We start from the raw sequence: 26,416 nt of genomic DNA, 5'->3' as shown, positions 1-26,416 counted from the left end.
GCCATCACGCTAGGCTGCAAAGACACGAGTCACATTTCGAGAGTTTCATTCATGCGCCGGCTGCTTGCCCCTGCCCTGATTTCCGCCCTCCTTGCCTCCCCCGCCGTGGCCGCGACCTGCGGCAATACCTCCGCCGGGTTCGATGCCTGGAAACAGGCCTTCAGCGCCGAGGCCAAACGCGCCGGGGTGCGGAAGGCGGGGCTGCAGGCGCTGGCCAATGCGCAATACGCCAGCCGCACCATCTCCGCCGACCGCAACCAGAAGAGCTTCAAGTACTCGCTGGAGAAATTCATGCAGGTCCGCGGCTCTTCCACCATTGTGGCACAGGGCCGCAAGCGCAAGGCGCGGAACCCGGATTTCTATGCCGCGCTTGAGCGCAAGTACGGCGTGCCCGCGGGGGTCCTGATTGCCATTCACGGGATGGAGACCGCCTTTGGCAATTACATGGGCGACAGCCAGGTGGTCTCAGCCATCGTGACCCTGACCTATGACTGCCGCCGATCCGACTTTTTCCGCCCGCACGCGTTGGGGGCGCTGAAACTGGTGGACCAGGGCGCCATCACCCCGGCCACCCTTGGCGCCAAGCACGGCGAGCTCGGCCATACCCAGTTCCTGCCCGGCAATGCCTTGCAATACGGCCAGGACTGGGACGGGAACGGCCGGGTGGATTTCTACAACATGGGCGATGCGCTGGCCTCCACCGCCAATTACCTGCGCCAGAAGGGCTGGAAACCCGGCAAGGGTTATCAGCCGGGTGAGCCGAACTATCCTGTTCTGAAGCAATGGAACGCCGCGACTGTTTATCAGCAGTCGCTGGCGATCATGGGGCGCCAGATCGACGGCTGAGCGCCCGCCGCCAACCCCTCCGCGTACCCCGCCGGCAGCCCTGCCGCAAGTGGCCTGCACCGCACCTGTGCCTGCCTGCACGGCGGCCGCAGCGGCCAGTTGCGCACGCGGCCGGGAACAGTGGCCGCGATTCCCGCGGCATTGTAAGGCCTAAGGCATCAATGTGTCCGGCGCGTGCCACAGTTGAGCCGTATTCCGCCGACCGGCTTCGCAAAGCGAACGTGAAATCCAATAAAAACAGACACTTAAATAGTTTCGGGTTTTTTAACGCCCGATCCGCAATCTTTGCCGCCGGGCCGTGATTTCCGCCCAACTTTCAACCCGTTCCAAATTTATTCTTATTTTATCGGCACCCTGAATGGAGGATCCGGACGGTGGCAGAGAACGTGCAATATGCGGGCAGGCTTGGGCTCGAAAGCCGGAATGCGGCAACCCTCCCGGCTGCAGTGTCCGCTGTCGTGGACACGCTTGAAGACTTCGGCCACCCGGCAGATGCCATCGAGGCCCGCGCCGAGAATGCCGTCCGGCTGCAATGCGACCACTATCTTGTGACGGTGCGCCTGCGCCGGGTACCGCTGCGGCGTTCCAGCAAGCTGACCGGCGGTATGCTGCAGCCTGTCAGCCTGCTTGAAGTGGCGCTGTCCCCGCTGCACGAGGACCATTGCGACCAGGAGATTGCAGAATTGCTGCTGGCCGAAATGCTGCGGCGGACGCTGCCCGTGGTCGATGCCACCTCGGTTGAATGGCTTAAGTCCAACGTGGCGCTGACCTGCGACCAGTTCCTGGGCGTGTTTGAACCGCAGCAGGCCGGGCCGGCCCCGGCGGAGCGCGAGGCTGCAGCCAGCCGTCCGGTTCAGCCGCCGCGCGCCCGCCCGCGCGGACGCGCCTGTTTCAAACCGGTTGAGCAAACGGCAACTGCGCTGGAGGCGCATTGCGAGCGCGCCTTTCAGGCTGCCGTCAACCGCTCTGCTGGACCGGGCGCAAGTGCGGCCGCGACGCAGGCCCGCGCCCGGATGCGCAAGACCGTGCCAGCCGGGCCTCACGGCGGCGGCTGGGGCGGTCCGTTGCAGGCCTCCGCGCTGTCCGCGACCATCCTGGCACCGCGCCGCCGCCTGCGCTTTGTCAGCCACCTGCTGCTGGTGGCCGCCCTGTTCCTGTTCCTGGACAGTGCTGGAATGGTGCAGGCTGCACGGCCGCTGTTCCCCTAAAGCCGGGCTCCGCCATCGTCCTGCGGCGCGCGCCACTGACGCATCACATCTGCCCGCGCAAGCACGCGTGTGTGAATGGCAAACACCACCGCGCGGGTCTGCGGCAGCCGCATAATCACCTGCTTTTCGCTGCGCAGATAGCCGGCCCTGCTGCGGTGCGGCCGGTCCCGCGGCGCAAGCTGGCTGCGCGGCTGGAACAGCGCCGGATCGTGATACCACAAGGCGTTGAACCGCCACAGCGGCCGCCCCGCCTGCACCCCGTCAAACAGCCGCTGCACCCGCGCTGCGATGCCCGCGTTGTAGCTGTCCACCGGCACGTGAATGCCGGTGAGCGGCTGCAGGTATTTCTCCGCCAGCGTCCAGCTTGCCGGAAAGCACAGCACCGCGCCGGTCAGAACGTGCTCCGGCGCGCCTTCTGGCTTTTGCAGAATGCAGAAATCCTGCTGCGCGAAACGGCCCAGGGTGCCCAAAGGATCCTCCCAATCGACCGGAACCCGCACGCCATCCGGCCGCAACGCGGTGTCGCCCGCGCCGGGGTCCAGCGCGTCCAGCGCCATGTGCAGCAGCTCTTGCGCCGCCGCCATCGCGCGGGCGTCCAGCTGCAAGACCTCGTCCCGCCGGCTTGCCAGCAGCCGCTCCCGCTCTGCCATCTGGCCCGCATAGGCGTCATCGGCCATCAGCCAAGCCTCCGGTGCGAGCGGCTGGATGCCGGGGAGCTTCTTCTCCTCCAGCGGATTGTAGGGAATGGTCTTCTGAAGAATCGCCGTCATCCATTTGCGATAGCATCCAAACCGGCGGGAAACAGCCGCAACGTTGCATCACAGGTCAGAAATGACCCGAAAACCTGTCGCTTTCCGCAGCGCTTTTCCCAGCCACCGGCGCCACACTGGACAGGACTGTGCAGCAAGGACCTTCCGGCATGAACGAGCATTACCGCGACATCCGCAAGATCGACCCCACCCGCGGCGCGAGACTGGGCGACAACACCCCGAACGACAATGACCGGGTCGAGATCGGCCCGACCCAGCTGGCCTTTGCCGAATGGGCCGAGGCCGGGCTGCAGTTGCCGGACCTGCAGGCGCTGCGCAGCTTTCGCTGGGAGCGGCTGACGCGTTTCATCAACGACCGCGGTTATGGCGGCCTTCTGGTCTTTGATCCGCTGAACATCCGCTATGCGACCGACAGCACCAACATGCAGCTCTGGAACACCCACAACCCGTTCCGCGCGCTGCTGATCTGCGCTGACGGCTATATGGTGCTGTGGGACTACAAGCAGTCGCCCTTCCTTAGCGAATTCAACCCGCTGGTGCGCGAGCAGCGCGCCGGGGCCGACCTGTTCTATTTCGACCGCGGCGACAAGATCGACGTGGCAGCGGACAAGTTCTCGAACGAAGTGCGCATCCTGCTGGAAGAGCACAGCGGCAGCAACAAGCGGCTGGCGGTGGATAAGGTGATGCTGCACGGCCTGCGCGCACTTGAGGCACAGGGGCTGGAGATCTTCCCCGGTGAGGAGCTGACCGAGAAATGCCGCGCCGTGAAGGGCCCGGACGAGATCCTGGCAATGCGCTGCGCCCATCACGCCTGCGAAACTGCGGTGGCAGCAATGGAGACATTCGCCCGCGAACAAGTGCCCGGCGGCAATATCTCCGAGGATGACGTCTGGGCGGTGCTGCACGCGGAAAACATCCGCCGCGGCGGCGAGTGGATCGAAACCCGGCTCTTGGCCTCCGGCCCGCGCACCAACCCGTGGTTCCAGGAATGCGGCCCCCGCATCATCCAGAACAACGAGATCATCAGCTTTGACACCGACCTCGTCGGCTCCTACGGGATCTGCATCGACATCTCCCGCAGCTGGTGGATCGGCGATGAAAAGCCGCGGCCCGGCATGATTTACGCCATGCAGCACGGGCTGGAGCACATCCGCCACAACATGGAGATGCTGAAGCCCGGCGTGAACATCCAGGAGCTGTCGCGCGGCTGCCACCCCCTTGATGCGCAGTTCCAGAAGCAGAAGTACGGTTGCATGATGCACGGCGTCGGCCTGTGCGACGAGTGGCCGCTGGTGGCCTATCCGGACAAGATGGTCGAGGGCGCTTTCAACTATGAGCTGGAACCGGGCATGGTTCTGTGCGTCGAGGCGCTGGTGTCCCCCGAGGGCGGCGACTTCTCGATCAAGCTGGAGGACCAGGTGCTGATCACCGAGGATGGGTATGAGAACCTGACCAGCTACCCGTTCGACAAGGCGCTCTTGGGCGAAGCCTGATACCGCACCGCCGGTCCCTCCCGACAGGAGGGGCCGGGACAGCCTGCGGCGCCGTCAGGCGCCTCCGCTTAAGAACGGCGCCAGCTTTTCGCGCAGCACCAGCACGCCGGGCGATTCCGTTACTTCTGCCAGCTGGGTCAGCGGAACCCGGGCCAAGGCGTGGGATTCCCCGCTGGCGGCGATCTCTCCGGCCTCGGCCTGAAACAGGTAACGCACGTCATAGTGCAGATGCGCGCAGTCGCGGCCATTGGCCGGGATTTCGTGGATATCGACGTCGAACACCCGGTCCGACAGCGGACTGATGCTGGCCAGCCCGCTTTCCTCATAGGCTTCCTTCAGCGCCACAAAGCGCACGTCGGCGATGCCGTCGCAATGGCCGCCCAGCTGGAACCAGCGGTTGAGTTTCTTGTGATGGGTCAGCAGCACGCTGTTCCTGTCCGGCGACAGCACGAAGGCGGAGCCGGTCACATGGCCGGTTTGCGGGTTGCGGCCAAAGGCTTGTGGTTCAGTTCCGCAAAACGCCTGCAAACGCCGCCACATTTCCCGGTCGCGCGCGCTTTGCGGGCTGTAACACCCCATGCCTATAAGAGTGCTGCTGCTCATCTGGCTTCACCTTCCCGTGACGTTCCGTCCCGCTGCCTTGTTCAGGCCCCGTCGAACGCTCAATCTATGCGGAACACCCAAAAAAGGCCACGCCCATGCCCACGGAACGGATCACCTTCACCGGCCACGCCGGAAACACCCTTGCTGCCCGCCTCGACCTGCCCGAGGGGCCGGTGCTGGCCACAGCACTTTTTGCCCATTGCTTCACCTGCTCCAAGGACATCCCGGCTGCGCGGCGGATTTCCGGGCGGCTGGCGGCGATGGGAATCGCGGTTTTACGATTCGATTTCACCGGGCTGGGCCATTCCGAGGGCGAGTTCGAAAACACCACCTTCAGCTCCAACGTGGCGGATTTAATCAAGGCGGCGCAGTACCTCGCGGCGCGCGACATGGCGCCGGCCCTGCTGATCGGCCATTCGCTGGGCGGGGCGGCGGTGCTGCGGGCGCGGGCGGGCATCCCATCGGTCAAGGGGGTGGTGACGCTGGCGGCACCATTTGATCCGGGCCATGTCTCCCACCACTTCGAAGCCGCTCTGCCGGAGATCGAGGCCAAGGGACGCGCCGAGGTCTGCCTGGGCGGGCGGCCGTTTGTGATCGGCAAGGAGTTTGTCGACGACATCAGCGCCGAGGCGCTGGCGCCTGCGATTGCAGAGCTGAAGGCGGCGCTGCTGGTGCTGCACGCGCCGCGCGACGAGACCGTGAGCATCGACAATGCGGCATCGATCTTCACCGCTGCCAAACACCCCAAGAGCTTTGTCACTCTGGATGACGCCGACCACCTGATTTCCCGCCCGGCGGACGCGGAATATGCTGCCGAGGTCATCGCCGCCTGGGCCGGGCGCTATATCGGCATGGCCCCGCCCGCACCGCCGCCCGGCGCGCCGGAAGGCATTCTGCGGGTGACGGAGGCGGATCCGGACGGGTTCCTGCAGGACGTGCAATCCGGCCCCTACCACCACGCGCTGGCGGACGAGCCGCTGGCCTATGGCGGCACCAACCGCGGCATGTCTCCCTATGGGTTTGTGGCTGCGGGTCTGGGCGCCTGCACCTCGATGACGCTCAGGATGTATGCCCGCCGCAAGGGCTGGCCGCTGGAGGGGATCAGCGTTGATGTGAGCCATGACAAGGTCCATGCCCAGGACGCCCTGCCCTCCGGGCCTGCCAAGATCGACCAGTTCACCCGGGTGGTGCGCCTGTGCGGCCCCTTGAGCGGAGAGCAGCGCAGCCGGCTCTTGGAAATCGCCGACAAATGCCCGGTGCACCGGACGCTGGAAAGCGGCGCCAGGGTGGTGACCCGGCTGGAGACCACGGAGCATTCCGGGGCCTGAGCGCCGAAAACTCCGGCGCTGCTCCCGCCCCCGGACCGTGCAGGAAACCTGCACCGCCAGCGGCCTTGGGCCCGGCGCCGCGCTGAGCGCGGCGCCGGGCCTAACTGCGGCAGGTCTTCGGCAGAAGGCCGCAGCGCAGGCGGGAGCCGCTGCCCGCGGCTGAAGTTTGCGCCAAATCAAAGTGCCACCGCGCATTCGCGCACATGCTGTTCCCAGTCCCGGCGCCGGCCGGGCTATGGAGGAGACACATGGGACTTTTTGCAAAACTCGCACGCAGCAGCGATCTGGTGCAGGGCATGGCCAGCCGTCTGGGCGTGGACTATGGCGAAATCGTTGCTGCAGACCCGCAGGCGCAGGGCCGGAAATACATGCGCGCCGTCCTGCGCTGCAGCACTTGCGGCAATCAGGACGGCTGCAGCAGCTTGCAGCGCGAGGCGGCAGAACTGAACGAGGCGCCCTCCTACTGCCGCAACGCCCGGCTGCTGTCGCATCTGCGCGGGGACTGATCCCCGCCTTCCCGGCCATTCCTGACCGCCGCAAGCCGGGGGCTGTTGCGGCGCTTGTGTCCTTACGCCCGCTTGGTCCGCAGGCCTGGCGGAGCGCCCCCAAGCGCTGAGGGCCTGCCAGGCGCCGCTGCCGCAAACCGGCCTGCGCCACTTTTGCGCCGCCTGCACCTCCCCGCCGCTGAACCTCCGCCCTTTGCCCGCCGCAACCGGCACTGCCCCGGATGATACCGCAATCATCAGGGCAAACTGCCTCATGCGCCCCGGCCAGCCTTGCTGTCCAGCCTGTCCTGATCTAAGAGGCCGGGCATCTGCTGCGCAATCACACAAAGGTGCCTTCGCCCATGATCCCCCGCTATTCCCGCCCCGAGATGGTCGCAATCTGGTCGCCCGAGACCAAATTCAAGATCTGGTACGAGATCGAGGCCCATGCCTGCGAAGCCATGGCCAACCTGGGGGTGATCCCGCGCGAGAACGCCGACGCGGTGTGGAAAGCCAAGGACGTGGAATTCGACGTCGCCCGCATCGACGAGATCGAAGCGGTGACCAAGCATGACGTGATCGCCTTCCTGACCCACCTGGCGGAGCATGTGGGCTCCGAGGAAGCCCGGTTTGTGCACCAGGGCATGACCTCCTCCGACGTGCTGGACACCTGCCTGAACGTGCAGCTGGTGCGCGCCGCCGACATCCTGCTGGACGGTGTTGACAAGGTGCTGGCGGCTCTGAAGAAACGCGCGCTGGAGCACAAGAACACCGTGCGCGTCGGCCGCAGCCATGGCATCCACGCCGAGCCGACCACCATGGGCCTGACCTTTGCCCGCTTCTATGCGGAAATGGACCGCAACAAGAACCGTCTGGAAAAGGCCCGCTGGGAAGTCGCCACCGGCGCGATCTCCGGCGCGGTCGGCACCTTTGCCAACATCGACCCGGCGGTTGAAGAGCACGTCTGCGAGCAGCTGGGCCTGCGCCCCGAGCCGATCTCCACCCAGGTGATCCCGCGCGACCGCCACGCGATGTTCTTTGCCACGCTCGGCGTCATCGCGTCGTCGATCGAGAACATTGCTGTGGAAATCCGCCACATGCAGCGCACCGAAGTGCTGGAAGGCGCGGAGTTCTTCTCGATGGGCCAGAAAGGCTCCTCGGCGATGCCGCACAAGAAGAACCCGGTGCTGACCGAGAACCTCACCGGCCTCGCGCGTCTGGTGCGGATGGCGGTGATCCCGGCGATGGAGAACGTGGCGCTGTGGCATGAGCGCGACATCTCGCACTCCTCCGTCGAGCGCGGTATCGGCCCGGATGCGACCGTGACCCTGGATTTCGCCCTGCACCGCCTGGCCGGCGTTGTCGACAAGATGCTGGTGTTCCCGGAGAACATGCTGGACAACATGAACAAATTCCCCGGCCTGGTGATGTCGCAGCGGGTTCTGCTGGCCCTGACCCAGGCAGGCGTCAGCCGCGAGGATGCCTATGCCATGGTGCAGCGCAACGCCCTGAAGGTCTGGGAAGAGCGCGTCGATTTCCGCGAGCTGCTGCTGGCCGATGCCGATGTGGTTGCCGCCCTTGGCGAAGACGCGATCAACGAGAAATTCGACATGGGCTACCACACCAAACATGTCGACACGATCTTCAAGCGCGTGTTCGGCGAATAAGCCTGCCTGAGCGCGAAGTTTATCACGCCCCGTCATCTCGGCGGGGCGTTTTGCGTCTTGCAGCCGGGCAAACGCCTTTGTGAACAAATTTACAGATCCAGACCGGTCTTCCGGGGTTACAGTGGGCAAAACATACTGCGTCTGGAGTTTCCGATATGCGTTTCCTTGCCCTGGCCGCCGCCCTGACCCTTCCGGTTGCCGCCCTTGCCGCCAGCGGCAACAGCTGGAACCCGCCCAAACCCACCGAGACCACCAAGACCTGCAAGGGCAAGCGGGTGTGGGATGAAACAAAGAAGCGCTGCGTGCGGCCGCGGAAATCCTCGCTGAACCAGGATCAACTGCTGGGCGCAGCCCGCGAGCTGGCCTATGCGGGCCGTCAGCAGGATGCCCAGGCGGTGCTGAGCGCGATGGCGGATCAGCAGGATTCCCTTGTGCTGACCTACTGGGGCTTCACCCACCGCAAACTGGGCCATTTGGATCAGGCGCAGGCCTATTACGATCATGCGCTGGCACGCGATCCGGATAACCTCCTTGCCCGTTCGTATATGGGCCAAGGCCTTGTGCAACAGGGCAAATACGGCGCCGCCCTGATACAGTGGAAAGAGATCAGGGCACGGGGCGGCGACGGCACCTGGGCCGAAGCCGCGCTGCGCAGCGCGCTGGAAACGGGCGCGTCTTACAGCTACTAGGCTTCAGGCTTTCTTTACGGCTTGCGGCCTATTCTGCCCTCCATGATCGAGAAGAATCTTTGGTAGGGTGCGAGAATGCCTCAAGACAACATGCTGGCGCTTCCAATGGCAACTGGCGGTTCCGACTTCGGCGGGTTTTCCGCCCCGGCGCCGATGGGCGGCGGGACCAGCAGCGGCCTGAGCGGCAAGGCCAAGGCCGCGATCATTGTCCGGCTGCTGCTGAACGAAGGCGCGGAGATCCCGCTGGAGGAGCTGCCGGACGATCTGCAGCTGGAACTGACCCAGCAGATGGGCAAGATGCGGATTGTCGACCGCGACACCTTGCATGCGGTGGCGGGTGAATTTGCCGACCTTCTGGACAATGTCGGCCTGCATTTCCCCAACGGCCTGGCCGGCGCCTTGAACGCGATGGAAGGTAAAATCAGCCGCTATACCCACAGCCGCCTGCGCAAGGAGGCCGGGGTGCGGCAGTTCGGCGACCCCTGGCAGCGGCTGAAACAGCTGCCGCCGGAAGATCTGGCGTCGCTGGCGGAGGCCGAAAGCACGGAGGTGGCCGCGGTGCTGCTCTCCAAGCTGGACACCGCCAAGGCGGCGCAGATGCTGGTCCACCTGCCGGGCCCGGTTGCCCGGCGCATCACCTATGCGGTGAGCCAGACCGCCAATGTGACGCCCGATACCGTTGACCGGATCGGCCTGTCGCTGGCGGCCCAGGTTGAGGCCCGGCCGGAGCTTGCCTTCAACGACACCCCGGGCCAGCGGCTGGGCGGTATCCTGACCGAAGCCGCCGCCGCCAAGCGCGATGAGGTTCTGACCGCGCTGGACGAGGAGGACGAGGATTTCGCCGTCAAGGTGCGCAAGGCGATCTTCACCTATGCGCTGATCGGCGAGCGGATGCAGCCCATCGACGTGCCCAAGCTGATCCGGGTCCTGTCGCAGCCGGATCTGGTCACTGCCATGGCCTTCGCCTCGGACGAGGAAGACGTGGCGACCAACGAATTCCTGCTGAAGAACATGTCGAGCCGGATGGCCGACAACATCCGCGAGGAGGTGGCGGAGCGCGGCAAGGTCAAGCGCACCGACGGCGAAGCGGCGTTCAGCATGATCATCTCGGCCATGCGCGACCTGGTGGCAACCGGCGAGATCGAGCTGAAGTCCGACGACGAGGAAAACGGCGGCGAGGACTGACTCTGCCGCCCGCCCCCGGCGCGGAATGCATCACCGGCTGCCGCCCTGCTCTGACGGGGCGGCGGCTGGGTGCGACCTGCTTGTGCCCGCCGGCGCGGCTGCTTATGATGCAGCCTTCCAGCCGCATTTTCGCGCCGCAGCCACCCAGATGCCATGCCAGTAGACCCTTCCGAGCTCTCCACCTGGAGCCATGTCAAATATTTTGGCAGCAACCTGTTTCTGCGCGGGCTGCTGCTGGGCGCCGGGCTGATCCCTTACCGGCTGCGGGTTCCGATGATGGGCCGCCTGGTCACCGCCATGGGGCGGCTTGCCGGCTTTGACAAGCGGGTGCGCAACAACCTGCGCCATGTCAGCCCAGAGCTTTCCGGGCTGGATCCGGAGCAGCTCTACCGCGATGTCAGCGACAATGCCGGCCGGATGATCGCCGAGCTGTACGACGGGCAGACCTTCCATGAGAAGGCCAGATCGGCCCCGATCACCGGCCCCGGGCTGGAAGCGCTGGAGACCGCCCGCGCCGCCGGGCGGCCGGTGCTTCTGGCCACTGCGCATTTCGGCAATTACGACGCCGCCCGCGCGGCGCTGACCGCCCGCGGCCACGACATGGGCGCGCTGTACCGGCGGATGGCCAACCCCTATTTCAACGAGCACTATGTCGCCGCAATGAAAACCACCGGCGAGCTGATGTTCGAACAGGGCAAGCGCGGCATGGTCGAGCTGGTCCGGCATTTGAAAAAGGGCGGCATCGCCGCCATCGTCACCGATCTCTATGCCCAGGGCGGCGAGCCGATCGACTTTTTCGGCAAGCCTGCGGTTACTTCAACCGTGCCCGCGGAACTGGCGCTGAAATTCGGCGCCGTGCTGATCCCGGTTTACGCGGTGCGCCAGGAAAACGGCCTGGATTTCGAGATTATCATGAACGCCGAAGTTCCCCCTTCGGACCCTCTGACCATGACCAAGGCGCTGACGGCCGATCTGGAATCCATCGTGCGCAAGCACACCGGCCAGTGGTTCTGGATCCACCGGCGCTGGAAAACCTGACCGCCGCTGCCGCGCCCCTGCTGGCGCGCCGCGCCGGGGTCAGTCCGCCCGCGCGGCGGCGATGACCGGACCGAACGGCGCTTCCTGCACCAGCACCGCGGCGGGCTGGCTGCCGGTCAGCGGCACCGTCAGTTCCAGCGGCTCTGCGCCGTCCCACTCTGCCGCCAGCTGCCAGTCCTCCACCACATTGGCATAGCTCAGGGTTTTCCCGGCCAGCTCGCCGCGGGTGATGCTGACGGTGCGTTCCGGGGTAAAGCGCACCAGCTGCACCAGCAGCCGGGACTTAGGCATCCGGGACCGGGGCTTCAGACGGATCACCAGTTCCCCGCCCTGCCGCCGCAGCGTCAGCGCCACCGGGCGCGGCTTCTTCTGGTGCTTCCTTATCGCGCTCTCCACCTGCACGGCATCGGCGCCGACCACGTCCTCCTGGCCCATGATAACCATCTGCGGCGTGTAGATCATCCGGCGCCCGCCGGCCTGGGCGTAGCCCTTTTGCCGCCGGGTATGGGCAGGCTTGGCGAACTTGTCCTTCCAGCCGATGTAATCCCAGTAATCCACATGCAGCGCCAGCGGCAGCACGTCATCGCGGGCGGCCAGCTTATGCAGCAGCGCATCTGCGGGCGGGCAGGACGAACAGCCCTGCGAGGTAAACAGCTCCACCACCACGGGGTCTGCTGCGGATTGGCCATGCACCGGCAGGGCCAGGGCCAGAACCGTCATGATCGACGCCAGAAATTTCATGAATCGCCTTCTCTGCTACTTAGCCCACTGGTCTAAAGATGTGCCGGGGGTTAGGCCAATCAATCATTTTTGAGGCCCGAGGGCAGCGGCAGCGCGGCCAAAAATGTGTACAATCGCATACAAAACTGCCCCTGCGGCGTTTGAACTATTGAATGCAGCGCTTACCTCATGCATTTAACAAGCAGCGAATTCCCAAGTTCAATTTCTTGAGGGAGGCCACCCATGCCTATCACCGTCGGACAGGACAACGCCAGCGCGCGCCGCACTCTCAGCGTCAACGGCAAAACGATCTCCTACTATTCCATTCCCGCAGCCACCGAAGCAGGCTTTGGCGACTTTTCCAAACTTCCCGCCGCGCTGAAGGTGGTGCTGGAAAACATGCTGCGCTTCGAGGATGGCGGTTTTTCCGTCTCCACCGATGACATCAAGGCCTTTGGCGAGTGGGCCGGCAAGGGCGGCAAGAACCCGCGCGAGATCGCCTACCGCCCGGCCCGCGTGCTGATGCAGGATTTCACCGGCGTGCCCGCGGTGGTCGACCTGGCCGCCATGCGTGACGGCATCGTCGGCCTCAAGGGCTCGGCGGCCAAGATCAACCCGCTGGTGCCGGTGGATCTGGTCATCGACCACTCGGTGATGATCGACGAATTCGGCAACCCGCGCGCGTTCCAGATGAACGTCGACCGCGAGTATGAGCGCAACATGGAGCGCTACCAGTTCCTGAAATGGGGCCAGAAAGCGTTCAACAACTTCCGCGTGGTGCCGCCGGGCACCGGCATCTGCCACCAGGTGAACCTGGAATACCTGGCCCAGACCGTCTGGACAGATGTGGACCAGAACGGCGAGGAAGTCGCCTATCCCGACACCCTCGTCGGCACCGACTCCCACACCACCATGGTGAACGGCGCTGCGGTTCTGGGCTGGGGTGTTGGCGGCATCGAGGCCGAGGCGGCAATGCTGGGCCAGCCGATTTCCATGCTGATCCCCGAAGTCGTCGGCTTTGAGCTGACCGGCGAGATGACCGAAGGCACCACCGGCACCGATCTGGTGCTGAAAGTGGTAGAGATGCTGCGCGCCAAGGGCGTGGTCGGAAAATTCGTCGAGTTCTTCGGCGACGGCCTGGACCGGCTGCCGCTGGCCGACCGGGCGACCATTGCCAACATGGCCCCCGAATACGGCGCCACCTGCGGCTTCTTCCCGATCGACGACGAAACCCTCCGCTACCTGCGCAACACCGGCCGCGACAAGGACCGCATCGCGCTGGTTGAGGCCTATGCCAAGGAAAACGGCTTGTGGCGCGACGAAAGCTACAAGCCGGTCTATACCGATACGCTGCATTTGGACATGGGCACCGTCGTGCCCGCGATCTCCGGGCCGAAACGGCCGCAGGACCACATAGCGCTGGATAAGGCAGCCACCACCTTCCACGACTACGTCGAAGGCCAGCGCGGCGGCAAGGATGCAGGCGAACGTGCCGAAAGCCGCTGGGAGGCGGAAGGCGGGCAGCCGGAACCGCAGAATATTCCCGGCGACAAGGGCCACCACAAGTCCGGCTTCGTGAGCACGGACGAGCACAACTACCAGCTGCACGACGGCTCCATCGTGATCGCCTCGATCACCTCCTGCACCAACACGTCGAACCCCTATGTGATGATCGGCGCAGGGCTGGTGGCCAAGAAGGCGCATGAGCGCGGCCTGACCCGCAAGCCCTGGGTCAAGACCTCGCTCGCACCGGGCTCGCAGGTGGTGTCCGAGTATCTGGAGGCGGCCGGCCTGCAGGAGCATCTGGACGCCATCGGGTTTAACCTCGTGGGCTACGGCTGCACCACCTGCATCGGCAACTCCGGCCCGCTGGCCGATGAAATCTCCAAGTGCATCAACGACAACGACCTGATCGGCGTCTCGGTGCTGTCGGGCAACCGCAACTTCGAGGGCCGCATCTCGCCGGACGTGCGCGCCAACTACCTGGCTTCGCCGCCGCTGGTGGTGGCCTATGCGCTGGCCGGCGACATGAACATCGACATCACCACCGCGCCGCTGGGGCAGGATCAGGACGGCAACGACGTCTTCCTCAAGGACCTGTGGCCGACCCAGAAGGAAATCGCCGACCTGGTCGAAAAGACCGTGACGCGCGACGCCTTCCAGTCGAAATACGCCGATGTCTTCAAGGGCGACGAGAAGTGGCAGGCGGTGGAGGTCACCGACGCGGAAACCTATGACTGGCCCGCAAGCTCCACCTACATTCAGAACCCGCCCTACTTCCAGGACATGGGTCCCGAGCCGGGCACCATCGAAAACATCGAAGGCGCCAAAGTTCTGGCGATCCTGGGCGATATGGTCACCACCGACCACATCTCGCCCGCCGGTTCCTTTGCCACCACCACGCCCGCAGGCCAGTACCTGCTGGAACGCCAGGTGCAGCCGCGCGAATTCAACTCCTACGGCTCGCGCCGCGGCAACCACGAGATCATGATGCGCGGCACCTTTGCCAACATCCGCATCCGGAACGAGATGCTGGACGGCGTCGAGGGCGGCTATACCAAGGGCCCCGATGGCGAACAGACCTCGATCTACGACGCCTCGATGGCGCATCAGGCCAACGGCACTCCGCTGGTCGTGTTCGGCGGCGAGCAGTACGGCGCGGGCTCCTCGCGCGACTGGGCGGCCAAGGGCACCGCGCTCTTGGGCGTCAAGGCAGTGATCGCCGAGAACTTTGAGCGGATCCACCGCTCCAACCTGGTGGGCATGGGCGTGATCCCGTTCGAATTCACTGGCGGCGATACCCGCAAGACCCTGGGCCTGACCGGTGAGGAAACCGTTACGATCCGCGGCCTGGACAGCATCAAACCGCTGCAGGAAGTGCCGTGCGAGATCACCTATGCGGACGGGTCGGAAAAGACCATCACGCTGAAGTGCCGTATCGATACCGCGCCGGAGATCGAATACATCGAACACGGCGGCGTGCTGCACTATGTGCTGCGCAACCTGGCCAAGCAGTAAGGCCAGCCGCCGCCAGACCGTCGAGGGCGCCCGTTCGGGCGCCCTTTTCCATTGGATACGGCGTCTGCATTCAGTCAGGAACCGCCCGGCGGTCCCGGCTAATGGCTGTAGTTGCGGCTGTGCAGGATCCGGCCGATCTCCCCTTCGGCCTTCAGCTCCCTGATCGCGCGGTCGAACTCTTCCAGGTAGGCCGCTGCGCCGCTGGCGCGGGACAGTCCGAAGTGCGACATGCGGCTGGAGACCGGTTTCCCGGCGGCGGCAATCCGGTCATGCCAGCCGTTCAAGCCCACGTGATACCGCCCGACGGCATCGTCGATGGCAATCAGGTCCAGCTGGCCGAACAGAAGCATTTGCATCAGACCGGCCGCATCGCCGCTTTTGACGATCCGGTTGCGGGCGCTGAACGCGGCTTCCATCTCCGGGTCGATGACGCTGCCGTTCACCATTCCCAGCCTCAGGTGCGACACACCGGCATAGCCCGCGCTCCATGCCAGCCCGTCTGGAAAGCGGCCCCGGTTGTACCAAAGCGTGTTTGTCTGCTGAAAGGCGGGTTCGGTAAAGGCCAGGAAGGCCTCGCGCTCCGGGGACTTGTACAACGGCAGGATGCCATCTGCCTCTCCTGACTTTGCCTGGGCGAGGCAGCGCTGCCAGGGCAGCAGAACGGTGACCGCGCTGAGGCCGCCGATCCGCTCCATCACCGCGTCCAGAAGGTCCACCTTCAGCCCGCCGGACGGGATGCTGCCGGTTCCCAATGTGTAGGGCGGATAAGGATCGTAGCAGAAGGTCAGGACTGTTTCCGCCCGCGCAGCCGCGGCAAAGAGGAAGGCGGCCAAAACGCAGCCCAGTCCTGTTTTCAAATACCTTGCGGGATCAATCGCTTTCATCTCTTTCCCGGACAACGTGTTTGGCCGGCACGCAGTGCCGCGAAACCCTGAATTTCTTAACTATAAAATCCTGCAGCATTCCGCGGCAGATTGAAAGTGTCTGCTAGAATGCCCGCCCCCGTACCCGCGTGCCGGCCCGAAGCCAAAAAAGCTATCTGTTCCCGCAGCGTTAGCTGCTATAACAGTCGTTAATTTTGTGTTAATATATATCGTAGATAGATCTTTTCCCTTTTAGGGCGCATTCAGAGGCCGCACGCAGAACGTATGAAAGAAGCCGCATTTGCCGTTATTTATCCGGACATAGACACTTTTGAAGACCATGCTAAGGCGGTGGCGGCAATGATCTGCGAGACCCGGAGCTTTCCCGGCTGCATCGAGGCCCATGCCGGCATCAACCGCGCGCGCCATGAAATTGCAGTTTTTCACTACTGGGAATCAAACGATCACCTGGACCGCTACCTGACCTGGCGCGCCGAACGCGGCGACCTGGACGCCCGCAGCGCCACGATGCGGCGCGAACAGGATTTCCGCACTTACTCCGTGCCGTAAGACCTGCGCGGGCCTGCCGCCGCCTGCACAATATCTGTTCGCAAACCGCAGATTGCCCCGCCGCGCCGGGCGCGGCAATAGTGGGGCCATGAAACAGACCAGCAGCATCACCGGCTATCACGCCCACGTCTATTTCGGCGAAACCACCGCCGAAGAGGCCCGCACCCTTTGCCAGCAAGCGGCTCAGCAGTTCGGCGTTCAAATGGGCCGGATGCATCAGAAAAACGTGGGCCCGCATCCAAGGTGGTCCTGCCAGCTGGCCGCCAGCCCGGAGCAATTCGCCAAGCTTCTGCCCTGGCTGGCCCTGAACCGGGAGGGGCTGATCGTGTTTGCCCATCCGGAAACCGGCGACGCCCTGGCGGATCATCGCGATCACGGTATCTGGCTGGGGGCCGGACTGCCTCTGGATCTCAGCATTTTCAGCTGATATGCGGCGCCTCCAGCAGAAATTTCCGGGCAGCCGGCCAGGCCGCTGCCCCTTTTGACACGCGGAGCTTCCATTGACCGAAGCAGTAATCATTGAGCTGCAGCCACTGCCGGGGCAATACACCCGGCTGGCGGTACTGGTGAAACAGATGGTGGAACAGGTCCGGGATTATCCCGGCTGCCTGCAAGCGGACACGCTGCTTGCCCCGGACCGGAACGAAATTGCCATCTTCCAGCGCTGGGAAACTGCCGAGGCCTTCAGCGACTATCTGATTTGGCGCTCCAAGCAGGAAGATTTCGCGCAGCTCCACACGCTGCTGGCGGCGGAGCCGGGCTTCAAGAGCTTTGCCTTGGGCATGGGCATGGGCGCCTGACGCGCCCTGCCCGGTTACTGGCCTGCGGCCTTCTCCATCGCCGGGCGCAGGGTGTTTTCGATCACCCGCTGGGTCACAGGCCCGGCAAAGCGCAGCACGATTTTGCCTTCGCCATCCACCACATAGGTCTCCGGCACACCATAAAGGCCCCAGTCGATTGCCATCCGGCCCTTCTCGTCCCGGCCAATGGCCGTGTAGGGATCGCCGAGCTCCTTCAGGAAGGCCTCCGCATTGGCCAGTTGGTCCTTGTAGTTGATGCCGTAAATCGGAATGCCTTCGTTGGACAGCGCCTCAAGGTTCGGATGCTCCACCCGGCACGGCGCGCACCAGCTGGCCCAGTAGTTCACCAGTTTCACATTGCCGTCGCGCAGGGTTTCGTCGCTGAACATTTCCTTGCCGGGAAACTCATCCAGTACAACCGGCGGTGCGGGCTGGCCCTCGCGGGCGGAGGGCAAGCTGTTGGGGTCTTCGCGGAACATGCCCACCAGCGCCAGGCCGACAAAGCCTGCAAACACGAGGCCAGGGACCGCCATCAGCGGAGAGATCTTAGCCATTGCGCTTTACCCTGCTTTCCAGAGTTTCCATCTCCCGGCGGACCTTGCGGCCGCGCCAGATCGTCAGCACCACCAGCGCCACCAGTAAAAGCAGCGATGCGGCGTAGGCCGACAGCACCGTATCGGCGTATTTTCCAAGATCGGGCATCAGGCCTCCAGCCGTTCGCGCGCCATCAGAGCCTTGATGCGGCGGGCGCGGATTTCAGTTCCGGTGCGGTAGAACACCAGCGCGATGAACAACAGCACAAACCCCGCCATGCAGACATACAGCGGATTGGAAAACGCATCGGCGACGTTTTCCTTCTTGTCCAGCGACAGTGACGCGCCCTGGTGCAGCCCCTGGTTCCAGAAGTTCACCGCGTAGCGGCTGAGCACGGCAAACACCGAACCCACCAGGCACAGGATCGACGTGAGGTCGGCGGCGGTGTCGGGATTGTCGATCGCCTCCCACAGGGCGATGTAGCCGAGGTAGAACAGGAACAGCACCAGGAAGGAGGTCAGACGCGGATCCCAGGCCCACCAGGTGCCCCACATCGGCTGGCCCCAGATAGCCCCGGTGATCAGCGCAATCACCGTCATCACCACGCCCACAGGCGCGGCGGCCCGGGCCGCCAGCGCGCTGACATGATGACGGCGGATCACCCAGACCAGCGAAGTGACCAGCATCATGAACCACGCGTTGATCGCCATCAGCGCCGAGGGCACATGCAGGAAGATGATCTTGACGGTTGAGCCCTGACGGTAGTCATCAGGCGTGAAGAAAAACCCCCAGACCAGCCCCACGGTGATCAGCACCGCTGAGCCGGCCCACAAGGCCGGCATCACCTTTTCGGTGGTGGCCAGGAATTTCTTCGGGTTGGCGTATTCCCATATCGACATGGTGGCTATTTAGCTCTTGTTCTCGGGTTTCTCAATTGGCTGGCCCCTAGCGCAAATTGACGCGCAGGACGGCAGCACTGGCAAAGGGCAGCAAGGCGATGGAAGCGGCGGAGATCCCGGCCAGCAGCAGCAGCGGCGTCTGCACCGCCATGCCCTCGGCGCCGCGGCGGGCCACCTCCGAACCGAAGATCAGCGTCGGCACATAGAGCGGCATCACCAGGAGCGACATCAGCAGGCCCCCGCGTTTCAGCCCCACCGTCAGCGCGGCGCCGAAGGTGCCGATGACGGACAGCGCAGGCGTGCCCAGCAGCAGGGAGATCACCAGCCATTGAAAGCCGGCGGCCGGCAGATTCAGCAACACGCCGAGCACCGGCGCGGCCATCACCAGCGGCAGCCCGGTGGTGATCCAATGGGCCAGCGCCTTGATCGTGACGGTGCTTTCCAGCGGCAGCGGTGCGGTGGCCAGAAGGTCGAGCGAGCCGTCCTCCCAATCCAGCGCCAGCAGCCGGTCGAGCGACAGCAGGCAGGCGAGAAGCGCCCCCAGCCACAGCACGCCGGGCGCGATACGGGCCAGCAGTTCGGACTGCGGGCCGACGGAGAACGGCACCATCACGGTCACGATCAGAAAGAACGCAAGGCCCAGGCCAAAGCCGCCGCCCGCACGCAGGGCAAGCTTGAGATCCCGCAGGAGAAGCGCAATCACAAGAAGTCTCCGTCAAAGTCGTCGATCTCCGGCGGCTTGGCCTTGTAGGGGCCGACGTCCAGCACCTCTGCCTCCAGCCCCAGATCGATGTGGGTGGCAATCAGCGCCGAACCGCCCTGCCCCAGATGCGCCCGCACCGCATTTGCAAACATCGCGACCGAGGCCGTGTCGAGGCTCACCGTCGGTTCATCCATGATCCAGACCGGGCGGCCCGTGACCAGCATCCGGCTGAGGCCCAGGCGGCGTTTCTGTCCAGCCGACAGCGCACCGGCTTGCCGGTCGCGCAGGGTTTGAAGGTCGAACCCGTCCAGCGCCTGTTCAATGCCATTGCGGCCAAAGACACTGGCCCAGAAGGTCAGGTTCTCTGCCACCGTCAGCGTCGGCTTCAGCCCGTCGGAATGGGCGGCATAGGCGATCTGGTCCTCAGCGCCCTCAACCTGCCCCCGCAGCGGGGGTTGCAGGCCTGCGACGGTGCGCAGCAGCGTGGTCTTGCCGATGCCGTTGGGGCCGCGCAGGATCAGCGCCTTGCCGGAAGCCAAGGAAAAACTCAGCCCCTCCAGCACCGGGATACCTCCGCGGGCCACGCTCAGATCCGTCACAGTTACTGTCATGAAGCCCGCTTATCCCATTGTGCCCGCGCATGAAAAGACCATTTAGCCGCGGCCCGCTTTGCGGCAGGTCAAAAGACTCTGCACAAAATCAGACCGGCAGCGCCGCCATGGCGATCCGCCGGCCCTCTGACAGCAGAACATTGTAAGTGCGGCACGCGGCAGGCGAATTCATGATCTCCACCCCCAGACCGGCTTGCTCCAGCGCGGCGCGCAGCTCTGCGGGGATATGGGCGATCTCTTCGCCGGTGCCGATGAACAGCACGTCGATCTCCCCGGCCAGCGCCAGCAGCGGCTCTGCATCACCCAGCCCGCCCCAGGCCGCGGTGCCGGCCGCCGATGTCAGAACCGCCCCCTGATGCACCTGCCCGCCGATGCGGAAGAACCCCGCGCCATAGCCGTCAATCGGCTGCGCGTCGCTATAGCTCACTTCATTCAGGCGCATACGCGGTCCTTTCAGTCAAATACAGGGAGGCTGGATACCACGGCCAGCCCGATCACGGAATAGGAGGCAAAGCGGTAGAGCTTCTCCAATCCGGGATCGAACAGCGCCTTTCCGGTGAGCGTGGTGATCACGTAAGGCACGCCCAGGAGGCAGGCCAGGATCACCGCCTTGAGGCTGGCCATGCCGCCAAAGATCAGGTTGGCAGCGATCACCACGTCAAGCGCCGCAAGGAACACGATGGTATTGGCTCGGACCCTCGCCACGTCGCGCACATTGGCCAGGTAAAAGACGATGATCACCGGCCCGGTCAGCCCCGTCATGCCGCCGACCACGCCCGCCGCGCCGCCGATGGCAAACCGTCCCGGCCAGCCCAGCCGCCCCTGCCAGCGCCAGCCGGAGATCACCGCGGCCAGCGTCACGCCGATGACCGCGGCTGCCAGCCAGCGCAGCGTCAGGGCATCCAATTGCGACATGACCCACAGACCCGCAGGCACCGTGACCGCCGCCGCCATTGCCAGCGCGCCGACCTCTGCTTTGTCAGCCGTGCTCCAGGCCTGCGGGAACAGGGTGATGGTGGAAAACACCCCCATCAGCACCATCAGGAACACGACATCCGCCGCGGGCAGGAACTGCGCGCCGACGGGGACAAAGATCATCGCGGTGCCAAAACCAGTGAAGCCGCGGACAAGACCCGCGGCTCCAATGGTCAGGAACAGCCAGAACAGCCCCGGTGTGTCCAGGGCTGCCTGAAAGGCCTCAAGCATCGATGTTCGAAAACTGGTTGCCGGTGGTGTTCGCCTGCTTCGACCAGTCGCGCTTCACCCCCAGCTTCAGCAGGATGGTGGAGGCCACGAACACGGACGAATAGGTCCCGACCAGCACCCCCCAGATCATCGCAAAAACAAAGCCGCGGATCACGTCGCCGCCCAGCACGTACAGCGAGATCAGCGCCAGCAGCGTGGTGACAGAGGTCATGACCGTCCGGCTGAGCGTCTCGTTGATCGAGATGTTCAGAACTTCGGCCAGATCCTTCTGCTTGTAACGGCGCAGGTTCTCGCGCACCCGGTCGAACACAACCACGGTGTCGTTCAGCGAGTAACCGACGATGGTCAGCAGGGCGGCAATGATCGCCAGGTCGAAACGGATCTGCAGCTCCGAGAACACGCCGATGGTCAGCACCACGTCATGCACCAGTGCCGCCACCGCACCGAGGGCAAACTGCCACTCGAACCGCAACCAGATGTAGACCAGCACCGCCGCAATCGCCAAAGCGACCGCAATCACCGCCGTGGTGATCAGCTCGCCCGAGACCTTGGGACCGACGGATTCAACCGAGACAAATTTGATGCCCGGCGCCACGGCGTCCAGCGCGGTTTTCAGCGTTTCGATCATCTCGCCGGAGATCGCCTCGCCGTCGTCCTGTGCCTGAATGCGGATCATGGCCACATGCTGGTCTTCCTCGAACGACGGGTCGAACACCTCGGTGATCGACACATCGCCCAGCTCATGCACCGCCAGCGCGTCGCGGTAGGCGCCGACATCCACAACTTCGGATGCCTCGGTGCGGATGGTGGTGCCGCCGCGGAAGTCGATGCCGAAGTTCAGCCCCTGCCACAGGAAGGAGGCCATCGCCACCACCATCATCAGGGCAGAAATACCCAGCCACAGCTTGGCGCGTTTGAAGAAATCGAAAGAGGTTTCCTGGGGAACAAGTCTCAGCCGCATATCACACCTCAATCGTTTTCGGACGGCGCCGTTCAAACCACATGACGATCATCAGGCGGGTGACAAAGATCGCGGTGAAAACCGAGGTCAGAATGCCCAAACCAAGGGTGATCGCAAAGCCGCGCACCGGGCCGGAGCCGATAGCGAACAGGATCACCGCAGTGATGAAAGTGGTGATGTTGGCGTCGAGAATGGCGCTCAGCGCCTTGGAGTAGCCTTCGTCGATGGCCTTGGCCGGGCCGCGGCCCGATTTCAGCTCCTCGCGGATACGTTCGAAGATCAGCACGTTGGCGTCCACCGCCATACCGACCGTCAGCACGATGCCGGCGATGCCCGGCAGCGTCAGGGTGCCGCCGATCAGGCTGAGCATGCCGAAGATCAGTGCAATGTTCAGGATCAGCGCCACATTGGCAAACAGGCCGAACAGGCCATAGCTGAGGCCCATGAACACCAGCACCGCGACAAAGGCCACAATGGTGGCAATCTTGCCGGCATCGATGCTGTCCTGGCCCAGCTCGGGGCCGATGGTGCGCTCTTCCAGGAATTCCAGCCCGGCAGGCAGCGCGCCTGCGCGCAGCAGCACGGCCAGATTGGTGCTTTCCTCGATGGTGAAGTTGCCGGTGATGATGCCGGAGCCGCCGGGAATGTGCGACTGGATCACCGGGGCAGAGACCACCTCGTCATCGAGCACGATCGCAAAGGGCGAGCCGATGTTTTCGGCGGTGTAGTCGCCAAAGCGGCGCGCGCCGGAGGTGTTGAAGCGGAAGGTCACCGCAGGCCGCCCGTTCTGGTCATAAGACGGCTGGGCATCCACCAGGTCCTCGCCGGTCACAACGGCGGCGGCTTCGATGGTGTAATAGGCGCCTTCCTCATCCAGCGACGGGATCACCTTGTTGCCCATGCCGGGGGCAGCGTCGGGGTCGCTGCCGCGGCCCACAACCGGGTTGAAAGTCAGCTGCGCGGTGGTGCCGATGATCTCCTTCAGTTCCGACGCGGACCCGATGCCGGGAACCTGGATCAGGATCCGGTCTGCGCCCTGGCGCTGGATGGTCGGCTCGCGGGTGCCCACCTCGTCGATGCGGCGGCGCACGATTTCCAGCGACTGGCGCACGGTGCGGTCGTCGGAGGCAATCATTTCCTCCTCACTCAGGCGCACCACCAGGATGTCGCCCTGGGCCGAGACCTCGATGTCGTTGGCGCCGACGCCGGTCAGCGTGGTGATCGGGTTGGCAAGGCCGCGCACGATTTCCAGCGCGCGGGCCATGCCATCGGGTTTGGAGAGCTTCAGGCGAATCTCATCCGCAGGCCCCGGCTGGCGGCGGAAGGTGCCGACGGTATCACGCTCCGGCCGCAGCGCATCGCGCACCTCCGGCCACAGCGCATCCATGCGCGCCTCATAGACGTCCTCAACCTGCACTTCGGCCAGCAGATGCGCGCCGCCCCGCAGGTCAAGGCCCAGGTTCACCAGACCCGACGGCAGGAACGACGGCCACTGGCCGGCCGTTTCCAGCCGCTCCGGCGTTTCGCCCTTGGCGATGATATCGGCGGCCGCGTCGTTGGACTGTTCGACGCGGGTGTAAAACCCGTTTGGCAGGGCAAGCATCAATCCAGCTGCGCACACCAGCCAGATCAGCACCCTCTTCCAGAGATCAATTTGCAGCATTGCCCTGCCTTTTCAGATGGTTGCAAGGGGCGCTTAAGCTGCCGGCTCGGTCTTGTTCAGAACCTGGGCAATGGTCGCCTTGACCACGCGCACCTTGACGCCCTCGGCGATTTCCACCTCGATCTCGCCGTCTTCCTTGACCTTGGCCACCTTGCCGATCACGCCGCCCTGGGTCACCACCTGGTCACCGCGGCGCAGGCCGTCCACCATCGCCTGATGCTGTTTCATCTTCTTCTGCTGCGGGCGGATCAGCAGGAAGTACATGATCGCGAAGATCAGGATAAGCGGGAGAAATTGGCCGATTGCGCCAGCGTCCATGGGATATTCCTTCTGTCAAAGCGGCAAGGTGTTCATGCCGGAAATTTGCAGCGGAACCTATGCGCTGGACCGGGGGTTTGCAAGGGAACGCTGCAGCCCCGCAGAGGCGGAGTGCAGGCCACGGCGGCACCGGCTCCGGCAGGTGGCGCAAGAAAGCGTCAACAGACACCGCCGGAACGCGGATTTTGATTGCAAAACAGCGTGATTCGGCGCTTTGCTTTCCCGTGCGCAAGCCGCCAGGCGCGGGGCTTTGCCCCCCCTCTTTCCGGTCCGGATGGCGGCCCGGCCATTCCTGAAAGAAGGAACAGGCGCATGATGATGGTGCGCTGCTATCTCGCCCCCTCGGCCATCGAAGGTCTGGGCGTTTTCTGCCATGACAACATCACCAAGGGCGACATTGTCTGGCGTTACGACAGGATGCTCGACACCACCTTCCCCGAGAGCAAGCTGGACAATGTCGAACCGCACATGAAGGAGTTCCTTGAACGCTACTGCTTCCCGGATCCCTGCCGCCCGGGCTACCTGATCCTGCAATGCGACGAAGGGCGTTTCCTGAACCACTCCATGTACCCGAACCTCGATTTTTCCGACGGGGTATGGGGCCGGGCGCTGGCCAATGTTCCGGCCGGCACGGAACTGACTTTCGACTATGCCGACTTCCTGACCGGAGAGATCCGCATGCAGCCGCCGCGGCATCACGTGCACACGCTGCCGATGGCCGCGGAATAAGCAAAATGAGGCCGGGTCCAGCACCCGGCCTTAGCAATTCCGCAGCCACCGGGCTGTGACCGAATAACCCGCTTGCAGACAGACCGCACGCCCCCCTTCCCCTTTGTTCACCCTTGCGTCATAGGATGGGCCTACTGATTCAATTGTTTGCAACGCTAGGAGAGACTCTCATGCATGACATCCGCGCTATCCGCGAAAATCCTGCCGCTTTCGACGCCGCTGTGGCGCGGCGCGGGGATGCGGGCGTGTCATCCGAGATCCTGGCGCTGGATGAGGCGCGCCGGGCCAAGATCCTGGCGGCGGAAACCGCGCAAGCTGAGCAGAACAAGGCCTCCAAGGAAGTCGGTGCTGCCAAGGGCCGCGGCGATGAGGCCGAATTCGAACGCCTGCGCGCGCTGGTGGCCGAAAAGAAGGCCGAAGTGGCGGCCATGAACACCGAGGCCAAGGAACTGGACCAGCAGTTGAACGACATGCTGGCCACCATTCCGAACCTGCCTTTCGACGATGTGCCGCTGGGCGAGGACGAAGACGACAACGTCGAAATCCGCCGCTGGGGCGAGCCGAAGGCGCTGGAGTTCGAGGCCAAGGAGCATTTCGAGATCGAAGGCGTGAAGCCGGGCATGGACTTCGAGGTTGCGGCCAAGCTGTCGGGCAGCCGGTTTGTGGTGCTGTCCGGTGCGGTGGCCCGTATCCACCGGGCGCTGGCGCAGTTCATGATCAACACCCATGTGGACGAAAACGGCCTGACCGAGACCTGGACCCCGGTGCTGGTGCGCGAAGAGATGATGTACGGCACCGGCCAGCTGCCCAAGTTCGGCGAGGACAGCTACAAGACCACTGACGGCTGGTGGCTGGTGCCGACGGCGGAGGTCACGCTGACCAATATCGTGAACGGCCTGACGGTTGAGGAAAGCTACCTGCCGCGCCGCTATGTGGCCCACACCCAGTGCTTCCGTTCCGAGGCGGGTTCGGCCGGCAAGGACACCGCCGGGATGCTGCGCCAGCACCAGTTCGAGAAGGTCGAAATGGTCTCTGTCACCCATCCGGACAAGAGCGTTGAGGAGCATGAGCGCATGACCCGCTGCGCCGAGGACATCCTTGAGCGTCTGGGCCTGCCCTACCGCACCATTGTCCTGTGCACCGGCGACATGGGCTTTGGCGCCCGCAAGACCCACGACATCGAGGTCTGGGTGCCCGGGCAGAACACCTACCGCGAGATCTCCTCGGTCTCTGTCTGCGGCGATTTCCAGGCCCGCCGGATGAATGCGCGCTTCAAGCCCGCGGATGGCGGCAAGCCGCAGTTCGTGCACACGCTGAACGGCTCCGGTCTGGCCGTCGGGCGCTGCCTGATTGCGGTGCTGGAAAACGGCCAGCAGGCCGATGGCTCGGTCAAGCTGCCCGAGGTTCTGGCGCCCTACCTTGGCGGCAAGCTGACCCTGACCGCCGAGGGGCAGCTGGTCTGACCCAACCCAGCCCCAAACAAGAAAACCGGCGCCATCTGGCGCCGGT

29 protein-coding genes are annotated in these 26,416 nt (G+C 64.4%); 15 read left to right on the top strand and 14 right to left on the bottom strand.

Going from position 1 to position 26,416, the window contains the following annotated elements; all coding sequences use genetic code 11:
• Positions 1–51: 51 nt before the first annotated feature.
• Positions 52–846, top strand: coding sequence for a lytic murein transglycosylase (locus B2P87_RS05115; protein ID WP_141890469.1), 795 nt, complete (start codon positions 52–54; stop codon positions 844–846).
• Between the two features lie 446 nt (positions 847–1,292).
• Positions 1,293–2,054, top strand: coding sequence for a hypothetical protein (locus tag B2P87_RS05110; protein WP_286852073.1), 762 nt, complete (start codon positions 1,293–1,295; stop codon positions 2,052–2,054).
• Here the strand turns inward: B2P87_RS05110 and B2P87_RS05105 are convergent.
• Positions 2,051–2,824: a heme-dependent oxidative N-demethylase family protein gene (locus B2P87_RS05105; RefSeq protein ID WP_141890471.1), complete on the bottom strand. Its 774-nt coding sequence runs from the start codon at positions 2,822–2,824 to the stop codon at positions 2,051–2,053. The two genes, B2P87_RS05110 and B2P87_RS05105, sit on opposite strands and share 4 nt — an antisense overlap.
• A 149-nt stretch (positions 2,825–2,973) precedes the next feature.
• Here B2P87_RS05105 and dddP point away from each other — a divergent pair, with 149 nt between their 5' ends.
• Entirely contained in the window at positions 2,974–4,317 is a 1,344-nt protein-coding gene (gene dddP / locus B2P87_RS05100) for a dimethylsulfonioproprionate lyase DddP (RefSeq protein WP_141890472.1), read from the top strand.
• A 54-nt stretch (positions 4,318–4,371) separates the two neighbouring features.
• On the opposite strand, the gene B2P87_RS05095 is transcribed toward dddP, so the two are convergent.
• Positions 4,372–4,920: an NUDIX hydrolase gene (locus tag B2P87_RS05095; protein WP_141890473.1), complete on the bottom strand. Its 549-nt coding sequence runs from the start codon at positions 4,918–4,920 to the stop codon at positions 4,372–4,374.
• Between the two features lie 95 nt (positions 4,921–5,015).
• On the opposite strand from B2P87_RS05095, the gene B2P87_RS05090 reads away from it, so the two are divergent.
• The 6 genes from B2P87_RS05090 (at position 5,016) to B2P87_RS05065 (ending at position 11,312) form a co-directional block, all read left to right on the top strand.
• Complete coding sequence (locus tag B2P87_RS05090; protein ID WP_141890474.1) at positions 5,016–6,248, top strand: bifunctional alpha/beta hydrolase/OsmC family protein; 1,233 nt, start codon at positions 5,016–5,018, stop codon at positions 6,246–6,248.
• A 248-nt stretch (positions 6,249–6,496) separates the two neighbouring features.
• Entirely contained in the window at positions 6,497–6,754 is a 258-nt protein-coding gene (locus B2P87_RS05085) for a DUF6455 family protein (RefSeq protein WP_141890475.1), read from the top strand.
• Positions 6,755–7,095: 341 nt separating this feature from the next.
• Positions 7,096–8,400: an adenylosuccinate lyase gene (purB, locus tag B2P87_RS05080; protein ID WP_008554435.1), complete on the top strand. Its 1,305-nt coding sequence runs from the start codon at positions 7,096–7,098 to the stop codon at positions 8,398–8,400.
• 155 nt (positions 8,401–8,555) lie between these two features.
• Entirely contained in the window at positions 8,556–9,089 is a 534-nt protein-coding gene (locus B2P87_RS05075; protein WP_141890476.1) for a tetratricopeptide repeat protein, read from the top strand.
• A 75-nt stretch (positions 9,090–9,164) separates the two neighbouring features.
• The gene (locus tag B2P87_RS05070) at positions 9,165–10,274 is read left to right on the top strand and encodes a flagellar motor switch protein FliG (protein WP_058287081.1); all 1,110 of its coding nucleotides are present in this window, start codon (positions 9,165–9,167) and stop codon (positions 10,272–10,274) included.
• 153 nt (positions 10,275–10,427) lie between these two features.
• Complete coding sequence (locus B2P87_RS05065) at positions 10,428–11,312, top strand: lysophospholipid acyltransferase family protein (RefSeq protein ID WP_141890477.1); 885 nt, start codon at positions 10,428–10,430, stop codon at positions 11,310–11,312.
• A gap of 39 nt (positions 11,313–11,351) precedes the next feature.
• On the opposite strand, the gene B2P87_RS05060 is transcribed toward B2P87_RS05065, so the two are convergent.
• On the bottom strand, positions 11,352–12,053 hold the full coding sequence (locus B2P87_RS05060) for a DUF1223 domain-containing protein (protein ID WP_141890478.1): 702 nt from the start codon (positions 12,051–12,053) through the stop codon (positions 11,352–11,354).
• A 222-nt stretch (positions 12,054–12,275) separates the two neighbouring features.
• Between B2P87_RS05060 and acnA the strand changes: the two genes are divergently transcribed.
• A complete protein-coding gene (acnA, locus tag B2P87_RS05055) occupies positions 12,276–15,050 on the top strand; it encodes an aconitate hydratase AcnA (protein WP_141890479.1) in 2,775 nt (924 codons plus the stop codon).
• 98 nt (positions 15,051–15,148) lie between these two features.
• Here acnA and B2P87_RS05050 read toward each other — a convergent pair whose 3' ends face one another.
• Complete coding sequence (locus B2P87_RS05050; protein WP_141890480.1) at positions 15,149–15,934, bottom strand: substrate-binding periplasmic protein; 786 nt, start codon at positions 15,932–15,934, stop codon at positions 15,149–15,151.
• 264 nt (positions 15,935–16,198) lie between these two features.
• Here B2P87_RS05050 and B2P87_RS05045 point away from each other — a divergent pair, with 264 nt between their 5' ends.
• The 3 genes from B2P87_RS05045 (at position 16,199) to B2P87_RS05035 (ending at position 17,283) form a co-directional block, all read left to right on the top strand.
• The gene (locus B2P87_RS05045; RefSeq protein WP_141890481.1) at positions 16,199–16,483 is read left to right on the top strand and encodes an antibiotic biosynthesis monooxygenase; all 285 of its coding nucleotides are present in this window, start codon (positions 16,199–16,201) and stop codon (positions 16,481–16,483) included.
• A gap of 88 nt (positions 16,484–16,571) precedes the next feature.
• Positions 16,572–16,910 (top strand): DOPA 4,5-dioxygenase family protein, encoded by a 339-nt coding sequence (locus B2P87_RS05040; RefSeq protein WP_141890482.1) that lies wholly within the window; start codon positions 16,572–16,574, stop codon positions 16,908–16,910.
• 73 nt (positions 16,911–16,983) lie between these two features.
• Complete coding sequence (locus B2P87_RS05035) at positions 16,984–17,283, top strand: putative quinol monooxygenase (protein WP_141890483.1); 300 nt, start codon at positions 16,984–16,986, stop codon at positions 17,281–17,283.
• Between the two features lie 14 nt (positions 17,284–17,297).
• On the opposite strand, the gene B2P87_RS05030 is transcribed toward B2P87_RS05035, so the two are convergent.
• The 10 genes from B2P87_RS05030 to yajC all read right to left on the bottom strand — a co-directional run bounded on the left by B2P87_RS05030 (position 17,298) and on the right by yajC (position 24,178).
• Positions 17,298–17,837 carry a DsbE family thiol:disulfide interchange protein gene (locus tag B2P87_RS05030; RefSeq protein ID WP_141890484.1) on the bottom strand — a complete coding sequence of 180 codons (540 nt, stop codon included), beginning with the start codon at positions 17,835–17,837 and terminating at the stop codon, positions 17,298–17,300.
• On the bottom strand, positions 17,830–17,985 hold the full coding sequence (ccmD, locus tag B2P87_RS05025; protein ID WP_008556119.1) for a heme exporter protein CcmD: 156 nt from the start codon (positions 17,983–17,985) through the stop codon (positions 17,830–17,832). Before ccmD ends, B2P87_RS05030 begins: the two co-directional genes overlap by 8 nt.
• On the bottom strand, positions 17,985–18,716 hold the full coding sequence (locus tag B2P87_RS05020; RefSeq protein WP_008554610.1) for a heme ABC transporter permease: 732 nt from the start codon (positions 18,714–18,716) through the stop codon (positions 17,985–17,987). The genes ccmD and B2P87_RS05020 overlap by 1 nt, the downstream gene beginning before the upstream one ends.
• A gap of 46 nt (positions 18,717–18,762) precedes the next feature.
• Positions 18,763–19,419, bottom strand: a complete 657-nt coding sequence (ccmB, locus tag B2P87_RS05015) for a heme exporter protein CcmB (RefSeq protein WP_058287090.1) — start codon at positions 19,417–19,419, stop codon at positions 18,763–18,765.
• Positions 19,416–20,030 carry a heme ABC exporter ATP-binding protein CcmA gene (ccmA, locus tag B2P87_RS05010; RefSeq protein WP_141890485.1) on the bottom strand — a complete coding sequence of 205 codons (615 nt, stop codon included), beginning with the start codon at positions 20,028–20,030 and terminating at the stop codon, positions 19,416–19,418. Before ccmA ends, ccmB begins: the two co-directional genes overlap by 4 nt.
• Positions 20,031–20,118: 88 nt before the next feature.
• Entirely contained in the window at positions 20,119–20,472 is a 354-nt protein-coding gene (locus B2P87_RS05005) for an Mth938-like domain-containing protein (RefSeq protein WP_141890486.1), read from the bottom strand.
• An 11-nt stretch (positions 20,473–20,483) separates the two neighbouring features.
• Positions 20,484–21,236 (bottom strand): TSUP family transporter, encoded by a 753-nt coding sequence (locus tag B2P87_RS05000; RefSeq protein ID WP_141890487.1) that lies wholly within the window; start codon positions 21,234–21,236, stop codon positions 20,484–20,486.
• Complete coding sequence (gene secF, locus B2P87_RS04995; RefSeq protein ID WP_058287094.1) at positions 21,229–22,197, bottom strand: protein translocase subunit SecF; 969 nt, start codon at positions 22,195–22,197, stop codon at positions 21,229–21,231. The genes B2P87_RS05000 and secF overlap by 8 nt, the downstream gene beginning before the upstream one ends.
• Before the next feature lies 1 nt (position 22,198).
• Positions 22,199–23,860 carry a protein translocase subunit SecD gene (gene secD, locus B2P87_RS04990; protein WP_141890488.1) on the bottom strand — a complete coding sequence of 554 codons (1,662 nt, stop codon included), beginning with the start codon at positions 23,858–23,860 and terminating at the stop codon, positions 22,199–22,201.
• A 33-nt stretch (positions 23,861–23,893) separates the two neighbouring features.
• On the bottom strand, positions 23,894–24,178 hold the full coding sequence (gene yajC, locus B2P87_RS04985) for a preprotein translocase subunit YajC (RefSeq protein ID WP_058287096.1): 285 nt from the start codon (positions 24,176–24,178) through the stop codon (positions 23,894–23,896).
• A 312-nt stretch (positions 24,179–24,490) separates the two neighbouring features.
• Here yajC and B2P87_RS04980 point away from each other — a divergent pair, with 312 nt between their 5' ends.
• Complete coding sequence (locus tag B2P87_RS04980; protein WP_141890489.1) at positions 24,491–24,907, top strand: SET domain-containing protein; 417 nt, start codon at positions 24,491–24,493, stop codon at positions 24,905–24,907.
• A 170-nt stretch (positions 24,908–25,077) separates the two neighbouring features.
• On the top strand, positions 25,078–26,370 hold the full coding sequence (gene serS / locus B2P87_RS04975) for a serine--tRNA ligase (protein ID WP_141890490.1): 1,293 nt from the start codon (positions 25,078–25,080) through the stop codon (positions 26,368–26,370).
• Positions 26,371–26,416: the final 46 nt, after the last annotated feature.

The organism is Leisingera sp. UBA4491 (assembly GCF_002388965.1).
Lineage (GTDB): Bacteria > Pseudomonadota > Alphaproteobacteria > Rhodobacterales > Rhodobacteraceae > Leisingera > Leisingera aquaemixtae.
The sequence above is the reverse complement of the archived record's forward strand: the minus strand, read 5'-3'. Positions and strand labels throughout refer to the sequence as shown.

Excerpts from the sequence above, each read along its gene's own strand:
- B2P87_RS05070 (WP_058287081.1), top strand. The coding sequence starts at position 9,165 with ATGCCTCAAGACAACATGCTGGCGCTTCCAATGGCAACTGGCGGTTCC.
- secF (WP_058287094.1), bottom strand. The coding sequence starts at position 22,197 with ATGCGGCTGAGACTTGTTCCCCAGGAAACCTCTTTCGATTTCTTCAAA.
- B2P87_RS05020 (WP_008554610.1), bottom strand. The coding sequence starts at position 18,716 with ATGTCGATATGGGAATACGCCAACCCGAAGAAATTCCTGGCCACCACC.
- B2P87_RS05040 (WP_141890482.1), top strand. The coding sequence starts at position 16,572 with ATGAAACAGACCAGCAGCATCACCGGCTATCACGCCCACGTCTATTTC.
- B2P87_RS05045 (WP_141890481.1), top strand. The coding sequence starts at position 16,199 with ATGAAAGAAGCCGCATTTGCCGTTATTTATCCGGACATAGACACTTTT.
- secD (WP_141890488.1), bottom strand. The coding sequence starts at position 23,860 with ATGCTGCAAATTGATCTCTGGAAGAGGGTGCTGATCTGGCTGGTGTGC.
- B2P87_RS05075 (WP_141890476.1), top strand. The coding sequence starts at position 8,556 with ATGCGTTTCCTTGCCCTGGCCGCCGCCCTGACCCTTCCGGTTGCCGCC.
- B2P87_RS05060 (WP_141890478.1), bottom strand. The coding sequence starts at position 12,053 with ATGAAATTTCTGGCGTCGATCATGACGGTTCTGGCCCTGGCCCTGCCG.
- B2P87_RS05085 (WP_141890475.1), top strand. The coding sequence starts at position 6,497 with ATGGGACTTTTTGCAAAACTCGCACGCAGCAGCGATCTGGTGCAGGGC.
- B2P87_RS05115 (WP_141890469.1), top strand. The coding sequence starts at position 52 with ATGCGCCGGCTGCTTGCCCCTGCCCTGATTTCCGCCCTCCTTGCCTCC.
- dddP (WP_141890472.1), top strand. The coding sequence starts at position 2,974 with ATGAACGAGCATTACCGCGACATCCGCAAGATCGACCCCACCCGCGGC.
- B2P87_RS05050 (WP_141890480.1), bottom strand. The coding sequence starts at position 15,934 with ATGAAAGCGATTGATCCCGCAAGGTATTTGAAAACAGGACTGGGCTGC.
- B2P87_RS05005 (WP_141890486.1), bottom strand. The coding sequence starts at position 20,472 with ATGCGCCTGAATGAAGTGAGCTATAGCGACGCGCAGCCGATTGACGGC.
- purB (WP_008554435.1), top strand. The coding sequence starts at position 7,096 with ATGATCCCCCGCTATTCCCGCCCCGAGATGGTCGCAATCTGGTCGCCC.
- acnA (WP_141890479.1), top strand. The coding sequence starts at position 12,276 with ATGCCTATCACCGTCGGACAGGACAACGCCAGCGCGCGCCGCACTCTC.
- B2P87_RS05095 (WP_141890473.1), bottom strand. The coding sequence starts at position 4,920 with ATGAGCAGCAGCACTCTTATAGGCATGGGGTGTTACAGCCCGCAAAGC.
- B2P87_RS04980 (WP_141890489.1), top strand. The coding sequence starts at position 24,491 with ATGATGATGGTGCGCTGCTATCTCGCCCCCTCGGCCATCGAAGGTCTG.
- B2P87_RS05030 (WP_141890484.1), bottom strand. The coding sequence starts at position 17,837 with ATGGCTAAGATCTCTCCGCTGATGGCGGTCCCTGGCCTCGTGTTTGCA.
- ccmD (WP_008556119.1), bottom strand. The coding sequence starts at position 17,985 with ATGCCCGATCTTGGAAAATACGCCGATACGGTGCTGTCGGCCTACGCC.
- yajC (WP_058287096.1), bottom strand. The coding sequence starts at position 24,178 with ATGGACGCTGGCGCAATCGGCCAATTTCTCCCGCTTATCCTGATCTTC.
- serS (WP_141890490.1), top strand. The coding sequence starts at position 25,078 with ATGCATGACATCCGCGCTATCCGCGAAAATCCTGCCGCTTTCGACGCC.
- B2P87_RS05105 (WP_141890471.1), bottom strand. The coding sequence starts at position 2,824 with ATGACGGCGATTCTTCAGAAGACCATTCCCTACAATCCGCTGGAGGAG.
- ccmA (WP_141890485.1), bottom strand. The coding sequence starts at position 20,030 with ATGACAGTAACTGTGACGGATCTGAGCGTGGCCCGCGGAGGTATCCCG.
- B2P87_RS05090 (WP_141890474.1), top strand. The coding sequence starts at position 5,016 with ATGCCCACGGAACGGATCACCTTCACCGGCCACGCCGGAAACACCCTT.
- B2P87_RS05065 (WP_141890477.1), top strand. The coding sequence starts at position 10,428 with ATGCCAGTAGACCCTTCCGAGCTCTCCACCTGGAGCCATGTCAAATAT.
- B2P87_RS05000 (WP_141890487.1), bottom strand. The coding sequence starts at position 21,236 with ATGCTTGAGGCCTTTCAGGCAGCCCTGGACACACCGGGGCTGTTCTGG.